The sequence below is a fragment of the Streptomyces sp. NBC_01351 genome (genome assembly GCF_036237315.1).
GTDB lineage: Bacteria > Actinomycetota > Actinomycetes > Streptomycetales > Streptomycetaceae > Streptomyces.
In genome coordinates, this window is the sequence record NZ_CP108356.1 from 6,257,075 (window position 1) to 6,277,066 (window position 19,992).

Here is a 19,992-nt window from a genome sequence, read left to right on the forward strand (position 1 = left end):
TACCTTTCCACCAAACATTTGTTAGGTGAGGAAGGTAGCAGCCTATGGAGCTCGACGGGAGGGTTGTCGTCGTCACCGGGGGAACCCGGGGCGTCGGCGCCGGAATCGCCCGGTCGTTCCTCGCGGCCGGCGCGCAGGTCGTCGTCTGCGCGCGGCGGCCACCGGAGGAACCGGTCGCGGCGGATGGGCGGAAGGCCTCGTTCCGTGCCCTCGACCTGCGTGATCCCGCCGCCGTCCAGGAGTTCTTCGGCGCGGTCGCGAGCGACTACGGACGGCTCGACTGCCTGGTCAACAACGCGGGCGGGACCCCGTACCGGTTGCTGGGGGAGGGCGAGGCGCAGCGCCACGCGCGGGTCGTCGAGCTCAACCTGATCGCGCCGATGACGGCCTCGCTGGCCGCCCGACCCTGGCTGCGGGAGACGCGGGGCTCGGTCGTGATGATCGGCAGCGTCAGCGGGACCAGGCCCTCGCCGGGGACGGCGGCGTACGGCGCGGCCAAGGCGGGCCTGGAGAACCTGGCCCGCTCCATGGCCGTCGAATGGGCGCCCGAAGTGCGGGTGAACTCGCTGGTCCTGGGCATGGTGCGGACCGAGCTGTCCCACCTGCACTACGGGGACGAGGCCGGGATCGCCGCGGTCGGCGCGACCGTCCCGCTGGGGCGGCTGGCGGAACCCTCCGACGTGGGCGAGGCCGCCGTGTTCCTGGCCTCCGACCGGGCCGGATACGTGAGCGGGGCGAGCCTGCTGGTGCACGGGGGCGGGGAGCGCCCCGCGTTCTTGGATGCGGCAACTGTGAACAAGGAGAACTGAGATGGGACTTGCCGACGGTCGTGTGGTCATCGTGACGGGCGCGGGGCGGGGGCTGGGCCGGGCCCACGCGCTGGCCTTCGCGGCGGAGGGGGCGAAGGTCGTCGTCAACGACCTGGGGGTGGGACTGGACGGGCTGCCGGGCCCGGACTCCCCGGCGGCGCAGGTCGTCGCCGAAATCCAGGCGCTGGGAGGTGAGGCGGTGGCGCACGGCGGGGACATCGCGACGAGCGAGGGCGCGGCCTCGCTGGTGGCGGCGGCGGTCGACACCTTCGGGAGGCTCGACACCCTGGTCAACAACGCGGGGTTCCTGCGGGACCGGATGCTCGTCAACCTGGACGAGGACGACTGGGACGCGGTCATGCGGGTCCACCTGAAGGGGCACTTCCTGCCGCTGCGGTCGGCGGCCGCCTGGTGGCGGGCGGAGTCGAAGGCCGGCCGGCCGGTGGCGGCGCGGGTGGTCAACACCTCCTCGGGGGCCGGGCTGCTGGGCTCGGTCGGACAGGGCAACTACAGCGCGGCGAAGGCGGGGATCCTGGGCCTGACGCTGGTCGCGGCGGCGGAGATGGGCCGGTACGGGGTCCAGGTCAACGCGATCGCCCCGGCGGCGCGGACCCGGATGACGGAGCAGACCTTCGCGGAGACCATGGCGGCGCCGGTCGCCGGTTCCTTCGACGCGATGGCTCCCGAGAACGTGTCCCCGCTGGTGGTGTGGCTGGGTTCCGATGCCTCGGCGGGCGTCACGGGCCGGGTCTTCGAGGCGGAGGGCGGGCGCATCACGGTGATGGAGGGCTGGCGGGCGGGCCCCACCGCCGACCGGGGCGCCCGCTGGACCCCGGCGGAGGCGGGGGAGACCGCGGCGAAACTCCTCGCCGCCTCGGAGCCCCCGCACCCGGTGTACGGCGCCGTCTAGCAGGCGGGGCCGTCTGCCGGGGCTCCGCCCCGGACCCCGCGCCTCAATCGCCGGCGGGGCTGGGTTTGCCCCCCCGGGGCGGGGTTTTTGGCCGTCGGGTTGGTCCGCGGGGTCCCTCCGGGGCGTCTCCTCGTCCTCGCGCACCGAGGCACCTTTGGAAGTGCAGGGTGGTTGCGCGCTCGTCCTGCGGGGACGCCCCGGAGCGCCCCCGCTCCCCCCGTCGGCCAAGGGTCCCGCCCCGTGGGTCGGGAGCGTGCGGTGGTGCGGGTACGCCCCTGTGCCCCCGCCCGCTGGGCCGGGAGCGTGCGTTGGGGTGGGGACACGGCGGAGTGTCCCCGCAGGACGAGCGCGCAACCACGCTTGCGCTTCGAAGCGGCGGCTCAGTGCGCGAGGACGAGGAGACACTCCGCCGGGGCACCGCCCCAACAGGCCGACCCCGACACAGCGGGCACCCTCAGCCCCGCCGGCGTTTGAGGCGCCGGGGCGGGGCCGCACGTACGGCTTCCCGCTCAGCGGGAACACGGCCTCCCGCCCGCGCCCGCCCCCCGCCTACCGTCTGCCGCACCACACACCACCGCAGCCGGGAGGACCCCATGCTGAACGACCGGCACCGGCGCGAAGCCGCCGAGGTGCTGCGCGCGGCGGAACGGCGGCGGGCCCCCGTACGGCCGCTGACCGAGCTGTACGAAGGCATCGACGCGCAGGACGCCTACGAGATCCAGCTCCTCAACGTCCGCCACCGCACACACACCGAGGGCGCCCGCGTCACCGGGCACAAGGTCGGGCTCTCGTCCCCCGTCATGCAGGCCATGATGGGCGTGAACGAGCCCGACTACGGCCACCTCCTCGACGCCATGGAGCTCCACGAGGACACCCCCGTGCCGGCCGCCGCGTACTGCGCGCCGCGCGTCGAGGTCGAGGTCGGCTTCGTCCTCGGCGCCGACCTGCCCGGCGAGGGCTGCACCGAGGCCGATGTACTGGCCGCCACCGAACGCGTCGTCCCCGCCCTGGAGCTCATCGACAGCCGGATCGCCGACTGGCGGATCTCCATCGCGGACACCATCGCCGACAACGCCTCCTCCGCCGGATACGTCATCGGCGAGGGCCGCGACCCGCGCGAACTCGACCTCAAGGACGTCGAGGCCCGCCTGCACAGCCACGGCGAGACCCTCGCCACCGGCCGCGCCGACGCCGTACTCGGAGACCCCGCCACCGCCGTCGCCTGGCTGGCCCGCACCGTCGCCCGCTACGGAGTCCCGCTGCGCAAGGGCCACCTGGTCCTGCCCGGCTCCTGCACCCGCGCCGTGGACGTGACCGCCGGCCGCACCTACACCGCCGACTTCACCGGGCTCGGCTCGGTGTCCCTCTCCTTCTCCTGAGGTGACCGTGACCAAGACGAAAGCGACCGCCGCCATCGTCGGCTCCGGCAACATCGGAACCGACCTGCTCTACAAACTCCAGCGGTCCCCGCACATCGAGCCGCGCTGGATGATCGGCGTCGACCCGGACAGCGAAGGCCTGGCCCGCGCCCGCCGCGCCGGACTCGACGCCTCCCACGAGGGAGTCGACTGGCTCCTGGCCCAGGACGAGCTCCCCGACCTCGTCTTCGAGGCCACCTCCGCGTACGTGCACCGGGCCAACGCCCCGCGCTACGCCGGACTCGGCATCAAGGCGATCGACCTGACCCCCGCCGCCGTCGGCCCCGCCGTCGTACCGCCCGCGAACCTGACCGCCCACCTCGACCGGCCCAACGTCAACATGATCACCTGCGGCGGTCAGGCCACCATCCCCATGGTGTACGCCGTCTCGCGCGTGGTGCCCGTCGCCTACGCGGAGATCGTCGCCTCGGTGGCCTCCGTCTCGGCCGGCCCCGGCACCCGCGCCAACATCGACGAGTTCACCCGCACCACCTCCCGGGGCATCGAGGAGATCGGCGGCGCCGCGCGCGGCAAGGCCATCATCATCCTCAATCCCGCCGACCCACCCGTAATGATGCGCGACACCATCTTCTGCGCGATCCCGCCGGACGCCGACCACGCGGCCATCGCCGCCTCCGTCAAGCAGATCGCCGCGGACGTGGCCACGTACGTACCCGGCTACCGGCTGCGCACCGAGCCGCAGTTCGACGAACCCTCCGCGCTCAACGGCGGGATGGCCCGGGTCGCGATCTTCCTGGAGGTGGAGGGCGCGGGCGACTACCTGCCGCCCTACGCCGGAAACCTCGACATCATGACCGCCGCCGCCGCGAAGGTCGGCGAGGAGTTCGCGAAGGGGATCATCGCGTGAACACGTACTCCGACACCCTCGACATCCGCGTCACCGACTCCTCCCTGCGCGACGGCTCGCACGCCAAGCGCCACCAGTTCACGGGCGAGGACGTACGGTCGATCGTCACCGCCCTCGACGGCGCGGGCGTCCCCGTCATCGAGGTCACCCACGGGGACGGACTCGGCGGCTCCTCCTTCAACTACGGGTTCTCCAAGACCCCCGAGCAGGAGCTCATCAAGATCGCCGCCGAGACGGCACGGAACGCGAAGATCGCCTTCCTTATGCTGCCGGGCCTGGGCGTGAAGGACGACATCCGGGCCGCCCACGGCAACGGCGGGCAGATCTGCCGGATCGCCACCCACTGCACCGAGGCCGACATCTCCGTCCAGCACTTCGGCCTCGCCCGCGACATGGGCCTGGAAACCGTCGGCTTCCTGATGATGGCCCACTCCACCACCCCCGAGAACCTCGCCCGCCAGGCCCGGATCATGGCCGACGCCGGCTGCCAGTGCGTGTACGTCGTCGACTCCGCCGGAGCGATGGTCATGGACGAGGTCACCGACCGCGTCGCCGCCCTCGTCGCCGAACTCGGCGAGGACGCACAGGTCGGCTTCCACGGCCACGAGAACCTCGGCCTCGGCGTCGGCAACTCGGTCGCCGCCGTGCGCGCCGGTGCCCTCCAGATCGACGGCTCCACGCGCCGCCTCGGCGCGGGCGCCGGAAACACGCCCGTCGAGGCCTTCGCCGCCGTCTGCCAGAAGATGGGCATCCGCACCGGCATCGACGTACTGAAGATCATCGACGCGGCCGAGGACGTGGTCCGGCCCGTCATGGACGACGAATGCCAACTCGACCGGATGGCCCTGCTCATGGGGCACGCCGGCGTCTACTCCAGCTTCCTCAAGCACGCCTACCGGCAGGCCGAGCGCTACGGAGTCTCCGGCGCCGAGATCCTGCTGCGCGCGGGCGAACGCCGCCTGGTGGGCGGCCAGGAGGACCAGCTGATCGACATCGCGGTCGAACTCGCCGAGCGCTGAGCAGGCATTTCAGCCCCGCCGGCGTGTGAGGCGCGGGGTCTGGGGCGGAGCCCCCGGACACGGCGCCCAGCCGGACCGCGAACCGAACCACACCGCTTACCCCGACGAAGTGGAGAGCCCCATGACCTCAATCGACGAAGCGCCCCGCGTGATAGAGGCGGCCGCCGTCCCCACCCGCTTCGCCCGCGGCTGGCACTGCCTAGGTCTCGCGGCCTCCTTCCGGGACGGAAACCCGCACGAGGTCGAGGCCTTCGGCACCAAGCTCGTCGTCTTCCAGAGCCAGGACACCGGCGAACTGCACGTCCTGAACGCCCACTGCCCCCACATGGGCGGCAACCTCGCCCACGGCACCGTCAAGGGCGACACCCTCGCCTGCCCCTTCCACGACTGGCGCTGGTCCGGCAACGGCCGCTGCGCCGCCATCCCCTACGCCCGCCGCGTCCCGGCCCGCGCGCGGACCCGCGCCTGGACCACCCTGGAGCGCAACGCCCAGCTCTACGTCTGGAACGACCCGGAGGGCAACCCGCCGCCCGCGGACGTCACCATCCCCGAGATCGAGGGCGTCGGCAGCCCCGAATGGAGCGACTGGAGCTGGAACTTCCTGCGCGTCGAGAACTCCAACTGCCGGGAGATCGTCGACAACGTCGTCGACATGGCGCACTTCTACTACGTGCACTACGCCTTCCCGCACTACTTCAAGAACGTCTTCGACGGGCACGTCGCCACCCAGTACATGGAGTCCACCCCGCGCGGAGACGTCGACCTCGGCACCCTCTCCACCGGCGGCGGCCTGCGCTCCGACGCCTCGTACTACGGGCCCTCGTACATGATCGACAAGCTCTGGAGCGACATCGGCGGCGGCGCCGAGCTCGAATCCGTCCTGATCAACTGCCACTACCCGATCGACGAGAACAGCTTCATGCTCATGTACGGGACGATCGTCAAGAAGCTCCCCGGCATGACCGACGAACAGGCCGCCGACGCCGCCCGCCTGACCTCCGAGGGCCTCGCCGTCGGCTTCGAGCAGGACGTCGAGATCTGGAAGAACAAGGCCCGTATCGACAACCCCCTCCTCACGGAGGAGGACGGGCCCGTCTACCAGCTGCGCCGCTGGTACGAGCAGTTCTACGTGGACGCCGCCGACGTCAAGGACGAGATGGTGCGGCGCTTCGAGTTCGAGATCGACACCGCCCGCGCCAACGCCGCCTGGAAGGCCGAGGTCGCCGAGAACCTGGCCCGCCGCGCGGCCGAGGGCGCATGATGCGCCCCGTCACCTGCACGGAGTGCGGCACCGCCGTGCTGTGCGAGAAGTTCAGCCCGGCCCACACCCAGGTCCAGTGGACCGAAGAGGCCGCCGCCACCTGCCCCCGCATCGCCGCCCGGGTGTCCGCGGGAGAACTCAGCGCCCGCGTCCGCTCCTGTACGGCGCTGCGCACGAGCATCGACGCGGCGGTCCGGGAAGGCCGGCTGGAGGTACCCGCCGATGTCTGACGAGCTGCCGCCGGGCCGCCCGGGTCCGCTGAGGGTACGGGTCCGGGAGCGGGTCCAGGAGACCCCGGACGCGGTGTCCCTCGTACTGGACTGCGACCTGCCCTACGCCCCCGGCCAGTTCCTCACCCTGAGGATCCCCGGCGGCGCGGCCCGCTGCTACTCCCTGGCCAGCTCCCCGCACACCGGCGAGCCCATGCGGATCACCGTCAAGCGGGTCCCCGGCGGGCTCGGCTCCGGCTGGATCTGCCAGGAGGTGGCCGCCGGGGACGAGCTGGAGGTGCTGCCGCCCGCCGGCACCTTCACCCCGGGCCCCGGCGGCCTGGACCGGGACCTCCTGCTGGTCGCGGGCGGCAGCGGGATCACCCCCGTGCTCTCCCTCGCCAAATCGGCGCTCGCCGCCGGCCGGTCCCGGGTCGCCCTGGTGTACGCCAACCGGGACCCCGAGTCGGTGATCTTCCGCGACGAGCTGTGGGGGCTGGCCGAGGCGCATCCCGGGAGGCTGACCGTCATCCACTGGCTGGAGAGCCTCCAGGGACTGCCGACCGCCGTCCGGCTCGGCCCGCTCGTGGCCCCGTACGCCGGCCGCGAGGCCTACCTGTGCGGTCCCGGCCCGCTGATGGACGCCGCCGAGACCGCGCTGCGCGCGACCGGGGCGCTCCCGCGCGGGATACACCGGGAGCGGTACTTCTCGCTGAGCGGCGACGTCTTCGCCACCGCCCCGCAGCCGGCCACGGTAGCCGCCGCTCCGGCAGCCGAGGTGGAGCTGGACGGCCGTGTCCACACCGTTCCCTGGCCCGAGGGGACCCCGCTGCTCGACGCCCTGCTCGCCGCGGGCGTCCCGGCTCCGTACTCCTGCCGGGAGGGGGCGTGCAGCGCCTGCTGCTGCCGGGTCGTGGAGGGGAAGGTGACGATGGCCCGCAACGAAGTTCTGGCCGAGGAGGACCTGGCCGAGGGCTACGTCCTGGCCTGCCAGGCGATGCGGCTCGGCGAGCGCGTCCGGATCACCTACGGGGGCTAGGCCGGTTTCGACGGGGTCGGGTGTGTGTCGGGGCGTCCCCGCAGGGCGTCGAACGCAACCCCGCTCGGCCCACCGCCCCCTGGAACCGTTCGACGCCCGAGGAGACGCCCCGGCGCGCGCCCGGCCCGGCGGAACCGGCCCCGCGGAACCACCCCGCTCGCCGGCGGCCCGCCCCGTCCCGGCACGAAGCGGGCCCGGCCCCCTGGCGAGGGGTCGGGTCCGGGTCTTCGTGCGTGCGTCGGGATATGACTACCCGCTACATCCACTCGCTGAACCGCAGCCAGCCCATCATGTTGTCCATCGCCTGCGCGGAAACGGCCGGTTCGAGGTCCTGGCGCGGGGCCGCGGCCGCCCGCCCCGCCCGCCCGCGCCCGTACAGTTCCCGCCACACCGCCCGCGCGCACGCGCTCACCGCGGGCGCCAGCCGGGCCAGCTCGCGCTCCCCGCGGCCGGTGGAGACCGAGACCGCGGCCACCGCGCGACCCGCGCCCCGCAGTGGGGCCGCCACGCAGGAGATGCCCCGGAAGCTCTCCTCCCGGTCGTACGCGATCCCGCGCTCACGGGTCGCCGCGAGCTCGGCGCGCAGCGCGAGCGGCCGGATCAGGGTCCTGGGCGTGCGCGGCCGCAGCCCCTGCGCCAGGACGTGTTCCAGGTCCGCCGGGTCGCTGAACGCGAGGACCGCCTTGCCGGCGGCCGTGCAGTACGCGGGCATCCGGCCGCCGACCCGCGAGGGCACGGTGGTGGTGTCGGAGCCGCCGATCCGCTCCAGGCAGACCACCTCGGCCCCGTCCAGCACCCACAGGTGCACCAGCTGCCCGGTCTGCTCGTGCAGCGCGTGCAGCAGCGGCAGGGCGGCCCGGCGCAGCCGGTTGTGGTGGGAGGCGAGCGCGCCGAGCTCCAGCATGCGCATGCCCATCCGGTAGTCCCGGCCCTCGCGGTCCAGCCAGCGCAACCGCACCAGCTGGTCGAGGATCCGGTGGGCGGAGGAGCGCGGGAGCCCGGAGCGGCGGACGACCTCGGTGAGCGAGAGCCGCGGCTGCGGACCCTCGAAGGCGCCCAGCACCCGCGCGGCCTTCTCCAGCAGCGACAGCGGTGCGAGCTCGGACTCCAAGACCTGGTCAAGCACGAGAAACCCCCTGCGTGAGGCGTTGGGGCGACCCTGCCACGGGCCCCCGGGCGGAGGGAAGGACCCGGAAGGATGTATTTCATTCAGTAATACTTCGAGTAGCCAGGTAGAGCCTCAAGGAAGGGACGGGGGAGAGCCGGGAGGAGGCCCGGGCAGGGCCCGAGCAGGGCCCGGGAAGGCTGCGGGAAGGTCCCGAGCAGGCTCCGGGAAGGCCCCGGGTAGCCCCCGGCCAGGTCCCGAGCAGGCGCCGGCAAGGCCCCGGGCAGGGCCCGAGCGGGCCCCCGGCAGGGCAAGGGCCGCCCCGGGCGCGGCTTCCCACTCACCGGGAACGGCCCGTTCCACGCCCCCGACCCCCAGGCGTACGTTCACCGCACCTCGAAGCCGTCGACCCCGAGAAAGAGAGCGACAGCATGAGCGACGAAGACGTCCTCGACGCAGTCCGCGCCCTCGCCCCGGCCCTGCGCGAACGCGCCGCCGAGGCCGAGGCCCAGCGCAAGGTCCCCGAGGCGAGCATCAAAGAGCTCGCCGGCACCGGCTTCTTCCGCCTCCTCCAGCCGAAGGCCCACGGCGGCCGTGCCGCGAACCCCGCCGTCTTCTACGCCGCCGTCAAGGAGATAGCCAAGGCATGCGGCTCCACCGGCTGGGTCGCCTCCGTCGTCGGCGTCCACCCCTGGCACGTGGCCCTCTACGACCCCCGCGCCCAGGAAGAGGTCTGGGGCGCCGACCCCGACACCCGCATCTGCTCCTCGTACGCGCCCACCGGCAAGGTCACCCCCGTCGACGGAGGCTTCACCGTCAGCGGCCGCTGGCACTTCTCCTCCGGCTGCGACCACGCCGACTGGGCCCTGCTCGGCGGGCTCGTCACCGACGCCGACGGCCGGCCCGTGGACATGCGCACCTTCCTCGTCCCGCGCTCCCAGTACCGCATCGACGAGGTATGGGACACCGTCGGCCTGCGCGGCTCCGGCTCCAACGACATCACCCTGGACCAGGTGTTCGTCCCCGAGCACCGCGCGCTGAGCTTCGGCCCCGTCACGGCCCTGAAGGTCCCCGGTCACGCGGTCAACTCCGAGCCGCTCTACCGGCTCCCGTACGCCTCCGTCTTCACCACCACCATCTCCACTCCGATCGTCGGCATCGCCGAGGGCGCCTACGAGGCGTACGTCGCCGCGACCCGCGAGCGGTTCCGCATCTCCTACGGCCAGCAGGTCGCCGAGGACCCCTTCGCGCAGGTCCGCATCGCCCGCGCCGCGAGCGACATCGACGCCTCCTGGCTCCAGCTCCACCGCAACATCGCCGAGCTGTACGCCCTCGCCGAACGGGGCGAGGAGCTCCCCACCGCGCTGCGCACCCGGGCCCGCCGCGACCAGGTCCTGGCCACCGAGCGCTGCGTCGCCGCCGTCGACCTCCTCATGGAGAACGCCGGCGGCAGCGCCATGCGCACCGGCGCGAACCCCGTCCAGCGGGCCTGGCGCGACGTCCACACCGGGCGCGGCCACGCCGCCAACGACCCGGAGCGGGCCCTCGTCCTCTTCGGCCAGGGCGCCCTCGGCCTCGACATCCAGGACACGATGCTCTGATGATCACTTACGAGAGCACCTCGCGCACCGTCAAGGCCGGCGGCCTGAACCTTCACTACCACGAGGCCGGTTCGCCCGACGGTCCGGTCGTGATCCTGCTGCACGGCGGTGGCCCCGGCGCCTCCGCCTGGTCCAACTTCGGCCGAAACCTGCCCCACTTCGCCCGGGACTTCCGCACCCTGCTCCTCGACCAGCCCTGCTTCGGCAAGTCCGACAAACCCGAGCTCGACAAGGACTTCTTCAGCTTCGCCGCCGACGCCACCGCCGCCCTCATGGACGAACTGGGCATCGAGAAGGCCCACTTCATCGGCAACTCGCTCGGCGGCGGCACCGCCACGCGTATCGCCCTCGACCACCCTGACAAGGTCGACAAGCTGCTGCTCATGGGCCCCGGCGGGATCTCCCTCAACCTCTTCTCGGCCGACCCGACCGAAGGCATCAAGAGGCTCTTCGAGTTCGCCGGCTCCGCCGAGCCCACCCGGGAGCGGATGCGGGCCTTCCTCACCACCCTCGTGTACGACCCGGCCCTGGTCACCGACGAACTCGTCGAGGAGCGCTACGCCCAGGCCACCGACCCCGAGGCCGCCCTCGGCAACGCCCGGATGGGCGCCTCCTTCGCCCGGTGGCCCCAGGACACCATGCTCTGGCGCGAGGCCCACCGCATCACCTGCCCCGTGCTGCTGACCTGGGGCCGCGAGGACCGGGTCAACCCCGTCGACGGGGCCTTCGTCGCCCTCAAGGCCATCCCCGACGCCCGCCTCCACGTCTTCCCGCGCTGCGGCCACTGGGCGCAGACCGAGGCCGCCGCCGAATTCAACCGACTCGCCACCGCCTTCTTCCTCCACGGCTAGGGAGCCCGCACATGGACATCCGCGCACTCGGATACCTCCGCATCGAGACCGCCGACCTCGCCGCGTGGCGTACGTACGTCCTCGACGTCCTCGGCATGAACGAGGCCCAGGGCTCCACGGACACGCAGCTGAACGTCCGCATCGACGATCGCATCCACCGCTTCCAGTTCGTCGCCGGCGCCCAGGACCGGCTGCTCGCCGCCGGCTTCGAGGTGGCGAACGCCCGCGCCCTGCAGGACGCGGCCGCCGAGTTGGAGGCCGCCGGATATGCGGTCAAGGGGGGCGACGCCGCCACCCTCGCCGACCGGCGCGTCCAGGGCCTGGTCCACTGCGAGGACCCCAGCGGGAACCCCCTGGAGCTCTACTGGGGCCAGGCACAGGACCACACCCCGCTCGCCGCCCCGTACGGGAACCGCTTCGTCACGGGCGACATGGGCCTCGGCCACGTCGTCCTGCCGGCCCCCGACACGGAGGCCACCCTCGACTTCTACGAGAACCTCCTCGGCTTCCAGCTGCGCGACTCGATGAAGCTGCCCCCGGTCGCCGTCCCCACCGGAGCCCCCGGCAAGGACTTCCACTGGATGCACTTCCTCAGCCCCAACCGCCGCCACCACAGCCTCGGCCTCTACCCGGGCGCGCTGCCGCCCGGCATCGTCCACTTCATGGTCGAACTGGAGCGGCTCGACGACGTCGGCTACTGCCTGGACCGGATGAACAAGGCGGGCATCCCCATCGCCTCCACCCTCGGCCGGCACTCCAACGACCACATGGTCTCCTTCTACGCGCAGGCCCCCGGCGGCTTCCAGGTCGAGTACGGCTGGGACGGGCTGATCGTCGACCCCGCCACCTGGACGGCGAAGGAGATCACCGCGGACAGCTTCTGGGGCCACCAGTGGAACGGCTGATCGACCCGGCCGCGTTCCGCGAGGTGCTCGGAGCCTTCGCCTCCGGGATCACCGTCGTCGCGGCCGTCGGGGACGACGGCCGCCCGGCGGGACTGGCCTGCCAGTCCTTCGCCTCCCTGTCCCTGGACCCGCCGCTGGTCCTGCTGTGCGTGGGGAAGTCCTCCTCCAGCTGGCCCGCCGTCCGGGCGGCAGGCCGGTTCGGGGTCAGCATCCTCGCCGAGGATCAGCGGGAGGTCTGCCAGGCCCTCGGGCGGCGCGGCGGCGAGAAGTTCGACGGCGTGGACTGGGAACTGTCCGAGCACGGGGCGGTCCGGATCTCCGGGGCGCTCGCCACCGTCGACTGCGCCCTCGAAGAGGTCCACGAGGCCGGTGACCACTACCTGGTCACCGCCCGGGTCCTCGAACCGGCCGCCCGCGACGGCGGATCGCCCCTGCTGTACTTCCGCAGCGACTACGCCACCGGAGCCTTCGAATGACGTCCGACAGTCAGCCCGAGTACGAGCCCGAGTACGAGTACGAGTACGACGTGGTCGTGGTGGGATCCGGCGCGGCCGGACTCGCCGCCGCCGTCACCGCCCGGCTGCGGGGCCTGACCGCCCTCGTCGTGGAGAAGACCGACAAGTACGGCGGCTCCACCGCCCTGTCCGGCGGCGCGATCTGGGTCCCCGGCAACCTCCACCTCGACCGGGCCGGCCTCGCCGACACCTACGACAAGGCCCGCGCCTACCTCGACGCCACCGTCGGCGACCGGGTCCCCGAGGCCCGCAAGGACGCCTACCTCGCCCACGGGCCGCGCATGGTCAAGGAGTTCCACGACCGCACCGAGATCCGCTTCATGTACACCCCCGGCTACTCGGACTACTTCCCCGAGGCGCAGGGCGGCATGGCGCAGGGCCGCTCCATCGAGCCGTGCATCGTGGACTTCAAGCAGCTGGGCGCGCTGCGCCACGACATGCGCCGGGCGGGCCTGCCCACGTACGGGCTGACCATGACCTCGTACGACTTCCGCTTCCTGAACATGGTCAGCCGCACCTGGGCCGGCAAGAAGGTGTCCCTGAAGGTCGGGGCGCGCGCGGTGAAGGCACTGGCCACCGGCCGCACCCTGCTCTCCCTCGGCGAGGCGCTGGTCGCCCGCATGCGGCTCTCCCTGCACCGGCTCGGCGGGGACCTGTGGCTGTCGGCGCCGCTGACCGGCCTGGTCACCGACGCGTCCGGCCGGGTGGCCGGCGTACGGGTCACCCAGGCAGGGCGCGAGGTGACCGTACGGGCCCGGGGAGGGGTGGTGCTGGCCTCCGGCGGGTTCTCGCACGACCAGGCGCTGCGCGAGAAGTACCTTCCGCAGCCCACCTCCACGGCCTGGACGCACGCCTCGGAGGGGCAGACCGGTGACGCCCTGCGGCTGGTTGCGGAACTGGGGGCCGCCACCGACCTGCTCGACAAGGTGTGGGGCGCGCCCTCGGTGTGCCCGCCCGGGGAGAAGCCGTTCTTCCTCGTCGCCGACCGCGGCATCCCGGGCATGGTCATCGTCAACGAGGCGGGGGAGCGGTACGCCAACGAGGCAGCGCCGTACCACGCGTTCGTGGACCGGATGTACGCCGCGGACCGTCCCGATGCCCGGACCGTGCCGTCCTGGCTCATCCTCGACGCCCGCTCCAAGGCCCGGTACATCTTCGCCGGCCTCTTCCCCGGGCAACCCTTCCCCAAGCGGTGGCTGGAGAGCGGCTTCCTGAAGCGGGCCGACAGCGTGGAGGAGCTGGCCCGGCAGATCTCGGCGCCCGCACTGCCCGCCGCGATCCGCCGCTTCAACGGCTTCGCCGAGGAGGGAGTCGACGGGGACTTCGGGCGCGGGAACAGCGTCTACGACCGCTACTACGGCGACCCGACCCTGCCCAATCCGAACCTGGCGCCGATCGACAAGGGCCCCTTCTACGCGGTGCCCGTACACCCGGGGGACATCGGCACCAAGGGCGGTCTGGTCACCGACGGGAACGGCCGGGTGCTGCGCGAGGACGGGGAGGTGATCGCGGGCCTCTACGCCTCCGGGAACTGCTCGGCGGCGGTGATGGGGGAGACCTACCCCGGCCCGGGCGCCACGATCGGCCCGGCCATGGCCTTCAGCTGGGCGGCGGTCAACGCCATCGCGGGGGAGGCGCCGGCCCCGGCCCCGGCCCGCTGACGGAAGGGTGTGTTCCGGCCCGGCGGACCGGGCACACCCCCGACAGGGGGAGTGACCGAACGGGGGCCGGGATGCACACGTCCGGGATGGTGCTGTTCATCGTCGTGCTGTTCTTCGGCACCGTCATGCTCGGCGCGTGGCTCGTCGCGTCCGGTGAGGGGGACGGGTCGCCGCGGAACACGGACGACTGCGACCACGACCCCCTCGGCTCCGGCGGGTGCGAGGCCTAGGCCGTCTCCCTCGGAGAGACGGCCCAGATCCGGCTAGGACAGCTTGCCGTCGTAATCCGGCAGCTTGACCGTGAGCTCGGCGTGCCCGCCGACGAGGTCGCTCTCCTTGTTGCCGATGTTGGCGATGATCGTGTAGCCGTTCGCCTCGATCTCCGCGCGCTTGGCCGTCTTGTAGGCGCTGACCTCGCCGAACAGGGCGGGCAGGTCACGGACGTAGAGGCCCGTCACCGGGTAGCCGACGGTCCGGAGGTTCCACGCGGTGGGGGAGTAGAGGATCCCGGGGCGGGCGGTGACGAAGAAGATGGCCACCCCGCGCTCGTTGGCGTACCGGGTGAGCTCGCGCACCTTGGCGATCGCGGGGGTCGGGACGGTCCAGAACCAGTGGAAGTCCGTCTCCAGCGAGCTGTTGTCGATGTCGAGGACGATCGCGGGCTTCTCGCCGGGCTTGGCGGTGGCGATGCGCTGCTCGATCGCGGGGCGGACCCCGTCGATGACGGTGGCGACGTCGCGCTGCCACGTGCCGTAGTCGATGCCGAGAATGGCCGCGTTCCCGCCGGGCGCGGACGCGGTGTACGAGGTGGTGGCAGTGGGGGCCGCCTGGGCTGCCGTGGCCGGAACCAGGGTCAGGACGGCGGCGGCCGCGGCCAGTGCGGCGGTGGTGGCGGCGGTACGGGTGCTGCGCATGTGGGGGACGCTCCTCGATCACGCGATTGGCATGTACGCGTCCAGACTTGGCCACATCCCGCCCCATGTCTACTGGCCGGTAGGAAACTTTTTATGGCTGACCGGTGAACCCTCGCTAGGTCTCGCAGTCCAGAACCGTGCGGCACAGTCCGCACCGGGCCCGGAGCCGCCCGCGCACCGGCACCCGCACGCGCTGCTCGCACACCGGGCAGGGGAAGGTCACCCGAGGCGCGCCGTCCTCCTCCGGCTCGAAGCGGTACGCGGCCCCGCGGGCCGAAGTGGCCCCGGCGCGGCGGTCCTTGGCGTACCGCAGCCGGGCCACGGGCCCCGCGGCGGCCAGCGGAGCCCGGCGGCGGTCCCGCTCGGCCAGGGCGCGGCCGCGCACGTACGCCTCGTACGCCTGCGGACTCGTGAACCAGGCGGAGGGGTCCTCGCCGAACAGGGCGGCCCGCTTGGCCAGTACGAACCCGAACTCCTCCGGCGTGAGGTAGCCGAACCGCTGGTGGGTCAGCGCGTCCTCGCGGTAGGCGTCCAGCAGCAGCCAGCCGGCGCCGAGGTAGGCGGCGGCGGTGTCGGTGAGGATCTCGTTCTCCGCGGTGTCCGGGAAGCGCAGGCCCAGCCGGTGCAGCAGCACGTGGGCCGCCTCGTGCGAGAGCGCGGCCGCCAAGTCCCGGCGGTGCGTGCGGAAACGGTCGTTGACCTCGACGAAGTACTCCGGGCCCGCGGCCAGTTCCACCGTGGCCGCGTCCTGAATCTCCCGGAAGCCCACCACCATCCGCGCGTCCGGCAGTCGCAGCGCGCGCACCACCGCGGAGGCCACTCGCTGCGCACCGAGGTGCAGGTCGTCGGAGGCGTCGAAGGCCGCGTCGGCGGGGGAGAGGCTCGTGGCGTAGGCGCGGATCCCGTCGGCCGACAGCCGCCGGAACAGCGCCGTGATCGAGGCGCGCACCACGGGCAGGTGCGGAAATCCGTGCTCGATCGGGCTGCCCGGCCTCGTGTCGTGCGTCATCGCGCACCCCTTGCAGCAAACTCTCCGGCGTCTGCCCCCTGTTGGCCAAAAATGCCTTCTTGATGCCCGGCGCGGGACGGGTGTGTCATGGCCCCGTCATCTCTTTGATGGCGCGCACCGCCCAACCCCCCACGAAAGGCAGTGTGTTGACTGTGTCCACCCTCGCGCGACTCCTCAAGCGCACCCTCGCCGCCAGCGCGGTCGCCCTCGCGGCCGTCAGCCTCCAGCCCGGCACCGCCACCGCCTCCACGAACCCCGTCGTCGGCGGCACCCGCGCGGCCCAAGGCGAATTCCCCTTCATGGTCCGCCTCTCCATGGGCTGCGGCGGCGCCCTCTACACCCAGCAGATCGTCCTCACCGCCGCCCACTGCGTGAACGGCTCCGGCAACAACACCACCATCACCGCCACCGCCGGCGTCGTCGACCTGCGCAGCTCCAGCGCCATCAAGGTCAAATCCACCAAGGTCCTCCAAGCCCCCGGCTACAACGGCAAGGGCAAGGACTGGGCCCTCGTCAAACTCGCCAAGCCCATCAACCTGCCCACCCTCAAGATCGCCGAGACCAAGGCCTTCGACAACGGCACCTTCACCGTCGCCGGCTGGGGCGCCACCCGCGAAGGCGGAGGCCAGCAGCGCTACCTCATGAAGGCCACCGTCCCCTTCGTCTCCGACGCCGACTGCCAGGCCGCGTACGGCAGCGACCTCGTCCCGACCCAGGAAATCTGCGCGGGCTTCCTCGACCAGGGCGGCGTCGACACCTGCCAGGGCGACTCCGGCGGCCCCATGTTCCGCCGGGACACCGCGGGAGCCTGGATCCAGGTCGGCATAGTCAGCTGGGGCCAGGGCTGCGCCCGCCCCGACTACCCCGGCGTCTACACCGAGGTGTCCACCTTCGCGGCCGAGATCAAGGCCGCCGCGGCCACCCTCTAGCAAGAACCCTTCGTCCTTCCGGCCGAACCACAACGGGCCGGAAGGACGAAGCCCCGCACCCCGTACGCACGTAACGTCTGCCGAAGAAGCGCGAGGCCGGACCACCGCAGTCCCCACCCCGTGCGGTTGCGGGCCGCCGCACACGACGGTCCCATGGGAAGGATCCATCGGCAGCGGGCGACAGTGGGGCAGGCAGCGCATGGCGATCAGAGTGGTCATCGCGGACGACCAGGACATGGTCAGAACCGGCTTCCGGATGATCCTCGAAAGCCAGCCGGACATCGAGGTCGTCGCCGACGTCGTCGACGGCGAGGCCGCCCTCGCCGCCGTCGACGAGCACCAGCCGGACGTCCTCCTCCTCGACATCCGCATGCCGAAACTCGACGGCCTCGAAGTCACCCGACGCCTCTCCGGCCGCGACCGGCCACGCATCGTCATCGTCACCACCTTCGACCTCGACGAGTACGTCCACGCGGCGCTCCACGGCGGAGCGTCCGGCTTCCTCCTGAAAGACGCGAGCCCGGCCATGCTGGTTGAAGCGGTCCGCGCGGCAGCCGTCGGCGACTCCCTCGTCTCGCCCGCCATCACCGTCCGCCTCCTCCGCGAAATGGCCCCCCGCACCCCCGCCCACCCGGCCCGCCGCCCCGCGGAACCCCTGACCGAACGGGAACGCGAGGTCGTACGCTGCCTCGCGCGCGGCCTGACCAACGCCGAGATCGCGGGGGAGCTCTACGTCTCCCTCTCCACGGTCAAAACCCACCTGGCCAACGTCCAGGCCAAACTTGACGCTCGCAACCGCGTGGAAATCGCCGCCTGGGCCTGGGAAAGCGGCCTGGCCGCCACGACGGCGTGACGCCGCCCCCGACGTCCCGTGGCGCAGCCCCGCCCCCCATCCCGGCACGGCCAAGCCCACGCCGGCCACGCGCCCGCGCCCCCCTGAGCTGCTTCCCGGCATTGCCGGGCGAAATTCAGCCCCTCCGGCGCTTGAGGAGCGGGGTCCGGGGCGGAGCCCCGGTCTTTGAGCCGCGCCGGGCGGACTGCATCAGCCACAACCAGCCCCGCCGGCGTTTGAGGCGCGGGGTCCGGGGCGGAGCCCCAGGGAGCCGCGGCGCAGCCGCCCCCCACCCACGCCCGCCCGCCCACACACGCACCCGTACCCCTGCCGCCCGGACCTGCGGCGCAGCCGCCCCCCACCCACGCCCGCCCGCCCACACACGCACCCGTACCCCCACCGCCCAGGTCCGGGACGGAGTCCCGGGGACAAGGGGCCACGGATGAGCCCCCTGCGCAGCTGGGCCCGCCGGCACCCCCACACCGCCGACCTGATCCGCCTCGCCCTCTCCCTCGTCCTCCTCGCCCTCGTCACCTTCGAGGGCGTCGTCCTCGCCCGCCGGCCCAGCCTCCCGCACGCCACCGTCTGGGTGTCCGGCATCCTCGTCTGCCTCAGCGCCGCGCCCTGGCCGGCCATCCCCCTCCTCACCCGTGCCTGGTTCGCCGCCGCCGTCACCTGGACCGCAACCCTCGTCCTGATCTTCGGCAACCACCCCATCGTCGTCTGGGGCGGCGGCGAGGCCCTCGCCCTCCTCGTCCTCCTCTCCCAGGTCCTGCTCCGCGCCCCCGCCCGCACCGCCGCCGTCCTCGGCCCCCTCCTCGGCCTCGGCTGCATGGCCGTACCCGTCCGCGACACCGACCCCGGCCGCTTCACCCTCCTCTTCTCCGTCCTCACCGTCGTCATCAGCACCTACTCGCTCCTCCTGCGCCTCCAGTCCGTCCAGCGCGTACGCGACCTGCACGCCGTCCGCACCGCCGAACGCCTGGAACTCGCCCGCGAGCTCCACGACCTCGTCGCCCACCACGTCACCGGCATCGTCGTCGAGGCCCGCGCCGCCCGCTTCACCAAGGTCTCCGCCGAACACGCCGCCGAGATCCTCGGCCGCATCGAAACCGCCGGCGACGAAGCCCTCGGCTCGATGCGCCGCCTCGTCAAGGTCCTCCGCGAGAACGACGGCTCCACCGCCGCCACCACCCCCGTCGCCGGCCTCGCCGACATCCGCGACCTCGCCGAACGGTTCTCCGCCACCGGCCCGCCCGTGGTCCTCTACATCGAGGAAGGCCTGGACAACCGACTCCCCGGCCACGTCGCCGCCACCGCCCACCGCATCGTCCTCGAAGCCCTCACCAACATCGGCAAGCACGCCGCCACCGCCACCGCCGTCCGCATCGGCCTGCGCACCGTCCCCACCCGCCTCACCGGCCCCGCGGGCCCCACCGACTCCACCGGCCTCGAAGTCCGCATCACCGACGACGGCGGCCGCCCCGCCAAACTCTCCGAGAACGCCCGCGGCGGAGGCTACGGACTCGCCGGCATGGCCGAACGCACCGAAGCCCTCGGCGGCACCCTCACCGCCGGCCCCACCCCCGAAGGCGGCTGGCTCGTCACCGCGCTCCTGCCCCTGTGACCACCGCCGTCTCACCAACCGACTGCCCCGAGACTGTGCCGCCCCCCGCCCCGTATTCTCGGGAACCATGAACAACAGCGACACCGACAGCGACATCGACAACGGGATCGACGAACGCGTCGCCGCCGAACTCGCCCGCCTGCGCGACAGCATCGACAACATCGACGCGGCCGTGGTCCACATGCTCGCCGAGCGTTTCAAGTGCACCCAGCAGGTCGGGCACCTCAAGGCCCGCCACCAGCTGCCCCCGGCCGACCCGGGCCGCGAAGCCGCCCAGATCGCCCGGCTGCGCCAGCTCGCCGAGAACGCCAAACTCGACCCGGCCTTCGCCGAGAAGCTCCTCAACTTCATCATCGCCGAGGTCATCCGCCACCACGAGACGATCGCCGCGGGCGAAGAAGACAAGTAGCCGCCGACCGCCGCCGCTGACCGGCCCCGACCGAAGCCCACCGGCACGGGCAGACACCGTCAGACAACGTCCGAGCGCGTGACTGGGGTCCGACTGCCCAC

General features: G+C 72.6%; 21 protein-coding genes. 18 read left to right on the forward strand and 3 right to left on the reverse strand.

The annotated features are described in order from the left end of the window. Nucleotides 1-44: 44 nt before the first annotated feature. From OG625_RS28855 to OG625_RS28890, 8 genes are all read left to right on the forward strand, one after another. Nucleotides 45-809 carry an SDR family oxidoreductase gene (locus OG625_RS28855; RefSeq protein WP_329386820.1) on the forward strand — a complete coding sequence of 255 codons (765 nt, stop codon included), beginning with the start codon at nucleotides 45-47 and terminating at the stop codon, nucleotides 807-809. A 1-nt stretch (nucleotide 810) separates the two neighbouring features. Further along, nucleotides 811-1,719: an SDR family oxidoreductase gene (locus OG625_RS28860; protein WP_329386822.1), complete on the forward strand. Its 909-nt coding sequence runs from the start codon at nucleotides 811-813 to the stop codon at nucleotides 1,717-1,719. Nucleotides 1,720-2,312: 593 nt separating this feature from the next. Then, a complete protein-coding gene (locus tag OG625_RS28865; RefSeq protein WP_329386824.1) occupies nucleotides 2,313-3,098 on the forward strand; it encodes a 2-keto-4-pentenoate hydratase in 786 nt (261 codons plus the stop codon). A 7-nt stretch (nucleotides 3,099-3,105) separates the two neighbouring features. Beyond that, nucleotides 3,106-4,005 carry an acetaldehyde dehydrogenase (acetylating) gene (locus tag OG625_RS28870; RefSeq protein WP_329386826.1) on the forward strand — a complete coding sequence of 300 codons (900 nt, stop codon included), beginning with the start codon at nucleotides 3,106-3,108 and terminating at the stop codon, nucleotides 4,003-4,005. Beyond that, a complete protein-coding gene (gene dmpG, locus OG625_RS28875) occupies nucleotides 4,002-5,024 on the forward strand; it encodes a 4-hydroxy-2-oxovalerate aldolase (RefSeq protein ID WP_329386829.1) in 1,023 nt (340 codons plus the stop codon). The genes OG625_RS28870 and dmpG overlap by 4 nt, the downstream gene beginning before the upstream one ends. A gap of 121 nt (nucleotides 5,025-5,145) precedes the next feature. Beyond that, entirely contained in the window at nucleotides 5,146-6,285 is a 1,140-nt protein-coding gene (locus OG625_RS28880; protein WP_329386831.1) for a Rieske 2Fe-2S domain-containing protein, read from the forward strand. Next, nucleotides 6,282-6,515 carry a hypothetical protein gene (locus OG625_RS28885; RefSeq protein WP_329386833.1) on the forward strand — a complete coding sequence of 78 codons (234 nt, stop codon included), beginning with the start codon at nucleotides 6,282-6,284 and terminating at the stop codon, nucleotides 6,513-6,515. The genes OG625_RS28880 and OG625_RS28885 overlap by 4 nt, the downstream gene beginning before the upstream one ends. Further along, complete coding sequence (locus tag OG625_RS28890) at nucleotides 6,508-7,533, forward strand: ferredoxin--NADP reductase (RefSeq protein ID WP_329386835.1); 1,026 nt, start codon at nucleotides 6,508-6,510, stop codon at nucleotides 7,531-7,533. Before OG625_RS28885 ends, OG625_RS28890 begins: the two co-directional genes overlap by 8 nt. Nucleotides 7,534-7,789: 256 nt before the next feature. On the opposite strand, the gene OG625_RS28895 is transcribed toward OG625_RS28890, so the two are convergent. Continuing rightward, nucleotides 7,790-8,659 carry an IclR family transcriptional regulator gene (locus tag OG625_RS28895; RefSeq protein WP_329386837.1) on the reverse strand — a complete coding sequence of 290 codons (870 nt, stop codon included), beginning with the start codon at nucleotides 8,657-8,659 and terminating at the stop codon, nucleotides 7,790-7,792. Nucleotides 8,660-9,069: 410 nt separating this feature from the next. On the opposite strand from OG625_RS28895, the gene hsaA reads away from it, so the two are divergent. The 6 genes from hsaA (at nucleotide 9,070) to OG625_RS28925 (ending at nucleotide 14,401) form a co-directional block, all read left to right on the forward strand. Next, a complete protein-coding gene (hsaA, locus tag OG625_RS28900; RefSeq protein WP_329386839.1) occupies nucleotides 9,070-10,239 on the forward strand; it encodes a 3-hydroxy-9,10-secoandrosta-1,3,5(10)-triene-9,17-dione monooxygenase oxygenase subunit in 1,170 nt (389 codons plus the stop codon). Then, nucleotides 10,239-11,090 carry a 4,5:9,10-diseco-3-hydroxy-5,9,17-trioxoandrosta-1(10),2-diene-4-oate hydrolase gene (gene hsaD / locus OG625_RS28905; protein WP_329386841.1) on the forward strand — a complete coding sequence of 284 codons (852 nt, stop codon included), beginning with the start codon at nucleotides 10,239-10,241 and terminating at the stop codon, nucleotides 11,088-11,090. The genes hsaA and hsaD overlap by 1 nt, the downstream gene beginning before the upstream one ends. A gap of 11 nt (nucleotides 11,091-11,101) precedes the next feature. Continuing rightward, the gene (locus OG625_RS28910) at nucleotides 11,102-11,995 is read left to right on the forward strand and encodes a VOC family protein (RefSeq protein ID WP_329386842.1); all 894 of its coding nucleotides are present in this window, start codon (nucleotides 11,102-11,104) and stop codon (nucleotides 11,993-11,995) included. Further along, nucleotides 11,983-12,471: a flavin reductase family protein gene (locus tag OG625_RS28915; protein WP_329386844.1), complete on the forward strand. Its 489-nt coding sequence runs from the start codon at nucleotides 11,983-11,985 to the stop codon at nucleotides 12,469-12,471. Before OG625_RS28910 ends, OG625_RS28915 begins: the two co-directional genes overlap by 13 nt. Further along, on the forward strand, nucleotides 12,468-14,171 hold the full coding sequence (locus OG625_RS28920) for an FAD-dependent oxidoreductase (protein ID WP_329386846.1): 1,704 nt from the start codon (nucleotides 12,468-12,470) through the stop codon (nucleotides 14,169-14,171). The genes OG625_RS28915 and OG625_RS28920 overlap by 4 nt, the downstream gene beginning before the upstream one ends. A 71-nt stretch (nucleotides 14,172-14,242) precedes the next feature. Beyond that, nucleotides 14,243-14,401, forward strand: a complete 159-nt coding sequence (locus OG625_RS28925) for a hypothetical protein (protein WP_329386848.1) — start codon at nucleotides 14,243-14,245, stop codon at nucleotides 14,399-14,401. Nucleotides 14,402-14,434: 33 nt separating this feature from the next. Here the strand turns inward: OG625_RS28925 and OG625_RS28930 are convergent, their stop codons facing one another. Then, nucleotides 14,435-15,085, reverse strand: coding sequence for an HAD family acid phosphatase (locus OG625_RS28930; protein WP_329386850.1), 651 nt, complete (start codon nucleotides 15,083-15,085; stop codon nucleotides 14,435-14,437). A 115-nt stretch (nucleotides 15,086-15,200) separates the two neighbouring features. Then, nucleotides 15,201-16,094: a hypothetical protein gene (locus OG625_RS28935; protein WP_329386852.1), complete on the reverse strand. Its 894-nt coding sequence runs from the start codon at nucleotides 16,092-16,094 to the stop codon at nucleotides 15,201-15,203. Between the two features lie 107 nt (nucleotides 16,095-16,201). Here OG625_RS28935 and OG625_RS28940 point away from each other — a divergent pair, with 107 nt between their 5' ends. From OG625_RS28940 to OG625_RS28955, 4 genes are all read left to right on the forward strand, one after another. Next, entirely contained in the window at nucleotides 16,202-17,023 is an 822-nt protein-coding gene (locus tag OG625_RS28940; protein WP_443067795.1) for a serine protease, read from the forward strand. Nucleotides 17,024-17,222: 199 nt separating this feature from the next. Next, nucleotides 17,223-17,876, forward strand: coding sequence for a response regulator transcription factor (locus tag OG625_RS28945; protein ID WP_329386856.1), 654 nt, complete (start codon nucleotides 17,223-17,225; stop codon nucleotides 17,874-17,876). A 421-nt stretch (nucleotides 17,877-18,297) separates the two neighbouring features. Then, nucleotides 18,298-19,482, forward strand: a complete 1,185-nt coding sequence (locus OG625_RS28950) for a sensor histidine kinase (protein WP_329386858.1) — start codon at nucleotides 18,298-18,300, stop codon at nucleotides 19,480-19,482. A gap of 67 nt (nucleotides 19,483-19,549) precedes the next feature. Then, nucleotides 19,550-19,891, forward strand: coding sequence for a chorismate mutase (locus OG625_RS28955; RefSeq protein ID WP_329386860.1), 342 nt, complete (start codon nucleotides 19,550-19,552; stop codon nucleotides 19,889-19,891). Nucleotides 19,892-19,992 lie beyond the last annotated feature (101 nt).

Coding starts and splice junctions, on each gene's coding strand:
- OG625_RS28855 (WP_329386820.1), top strand. CDS start 45: ATGGAGCTCGACGGGAGGGTTGTCGTCGTCACCGGGGGAACCCGGGGC.
- OG625_RS28860 (WP_329386822.1), top strand. CDS start 811: ATGGGACTTGCCGACGGTCGTGTGGTCATCGTGACGGGCGCGGGGCGG.
- OG625_RS28865 (WP_329386824.1), top strand. CDS start 2,313: ATGCTGAACGACCGGCACCGGCGCGAAGCCGCCGAGGTGCTGCGCGCG.
- OG625_RS28880 (WP_329386831.1), top strand. CDS start 5,146: ATGACCTCAATCGACGAAGCGCCCCGCGTGATAGAGGCGGCCGCCGTC.
- OG625_RS28885 (WP_329386833.1), top strand. CDS start 6,282: ATGATGCGCCCCGTCACCTGCACGGAGTGCGGCACCGCCGTGCTGTGC.
- OG625_RS28890 (WP_329386835.1), top strand. CDS start 6,508: ATGTCTGACGAGCTGCCGCCGGGCCGCCCGGGTCCGCTGAGGGTACGG.
- hsaA (WP_329386839.1), top strand. CDS start 9,070: ATGAGCGACGAAGACGTCCTCGACGCAGTCCGCGCCCTCGCCCCGGCC.
- hsaD (WP_329386841.1), top strand. CDS start 10,239: ATGATCACTTACGAGAGCACCTCGCGCACCGTCAAGGCCGGCGGCCTG.
- OG625_RS28910 (WP_329386842.1), top strand. CDS start 11,102: ATGGACATCCGCGCACTCGGATACCTCCGCATCGAGACCGCCGACCTC.
- OG625_RS28920 (WP_329386846.1), top strand. CDS start 12,468: ATGACGTCCGACAGTCAGCCCGAGTACGAGCCCGAGTACGAGTACGAG.
- OG625_RS28925 (WP_329386848.1), top strand. CDS start 14,243: ATGCACACGTCCGGGATGGTGCTGTTCATCGTCGTGCTGTTCTTCGGC.
- OG625_RS28930 (WP_329386850.1), bottom strand. CDS start 15,085: ATGCGCAGCACCCGTACCGCCGCCACCACCGCCGCACTGGCCGCGGCC.
- OG625_RS28935 (WP_329386852.1), bottom strand. CDS start 16,094: ATGACGCACGACACGAGGCCGGGCAGCCCGATCGAGCACGGATTTCCG.
- OG625_RS28940 (WP_443067795.1), top strand. CDS start 16,202: ATGGCGCGCACCGCCCAACCCCCCACGAAAGGCAGTGTGTTGACTGTG.
- OG625_RS28945 (WP_329386856.1), top strand. CDS start 17,223: ATGGCGATCAGAGTGGTCATCGCGGACGACCAGGACATGGTCAGAACC.
- OG625_RS28950 (WP_329386858.1), top strand. CDS start 18,298: ATGAGCCCCCTGCGCAGCTGGGCCCGCCGGCACCCCCACACCGCCGAC.
- OG625_RS28955 (WP_329386860.1), top strand. CDS start 19,550: ATGAACAACAGCGACACCGACAGCGACATCGACAACGGGATCGACGAA.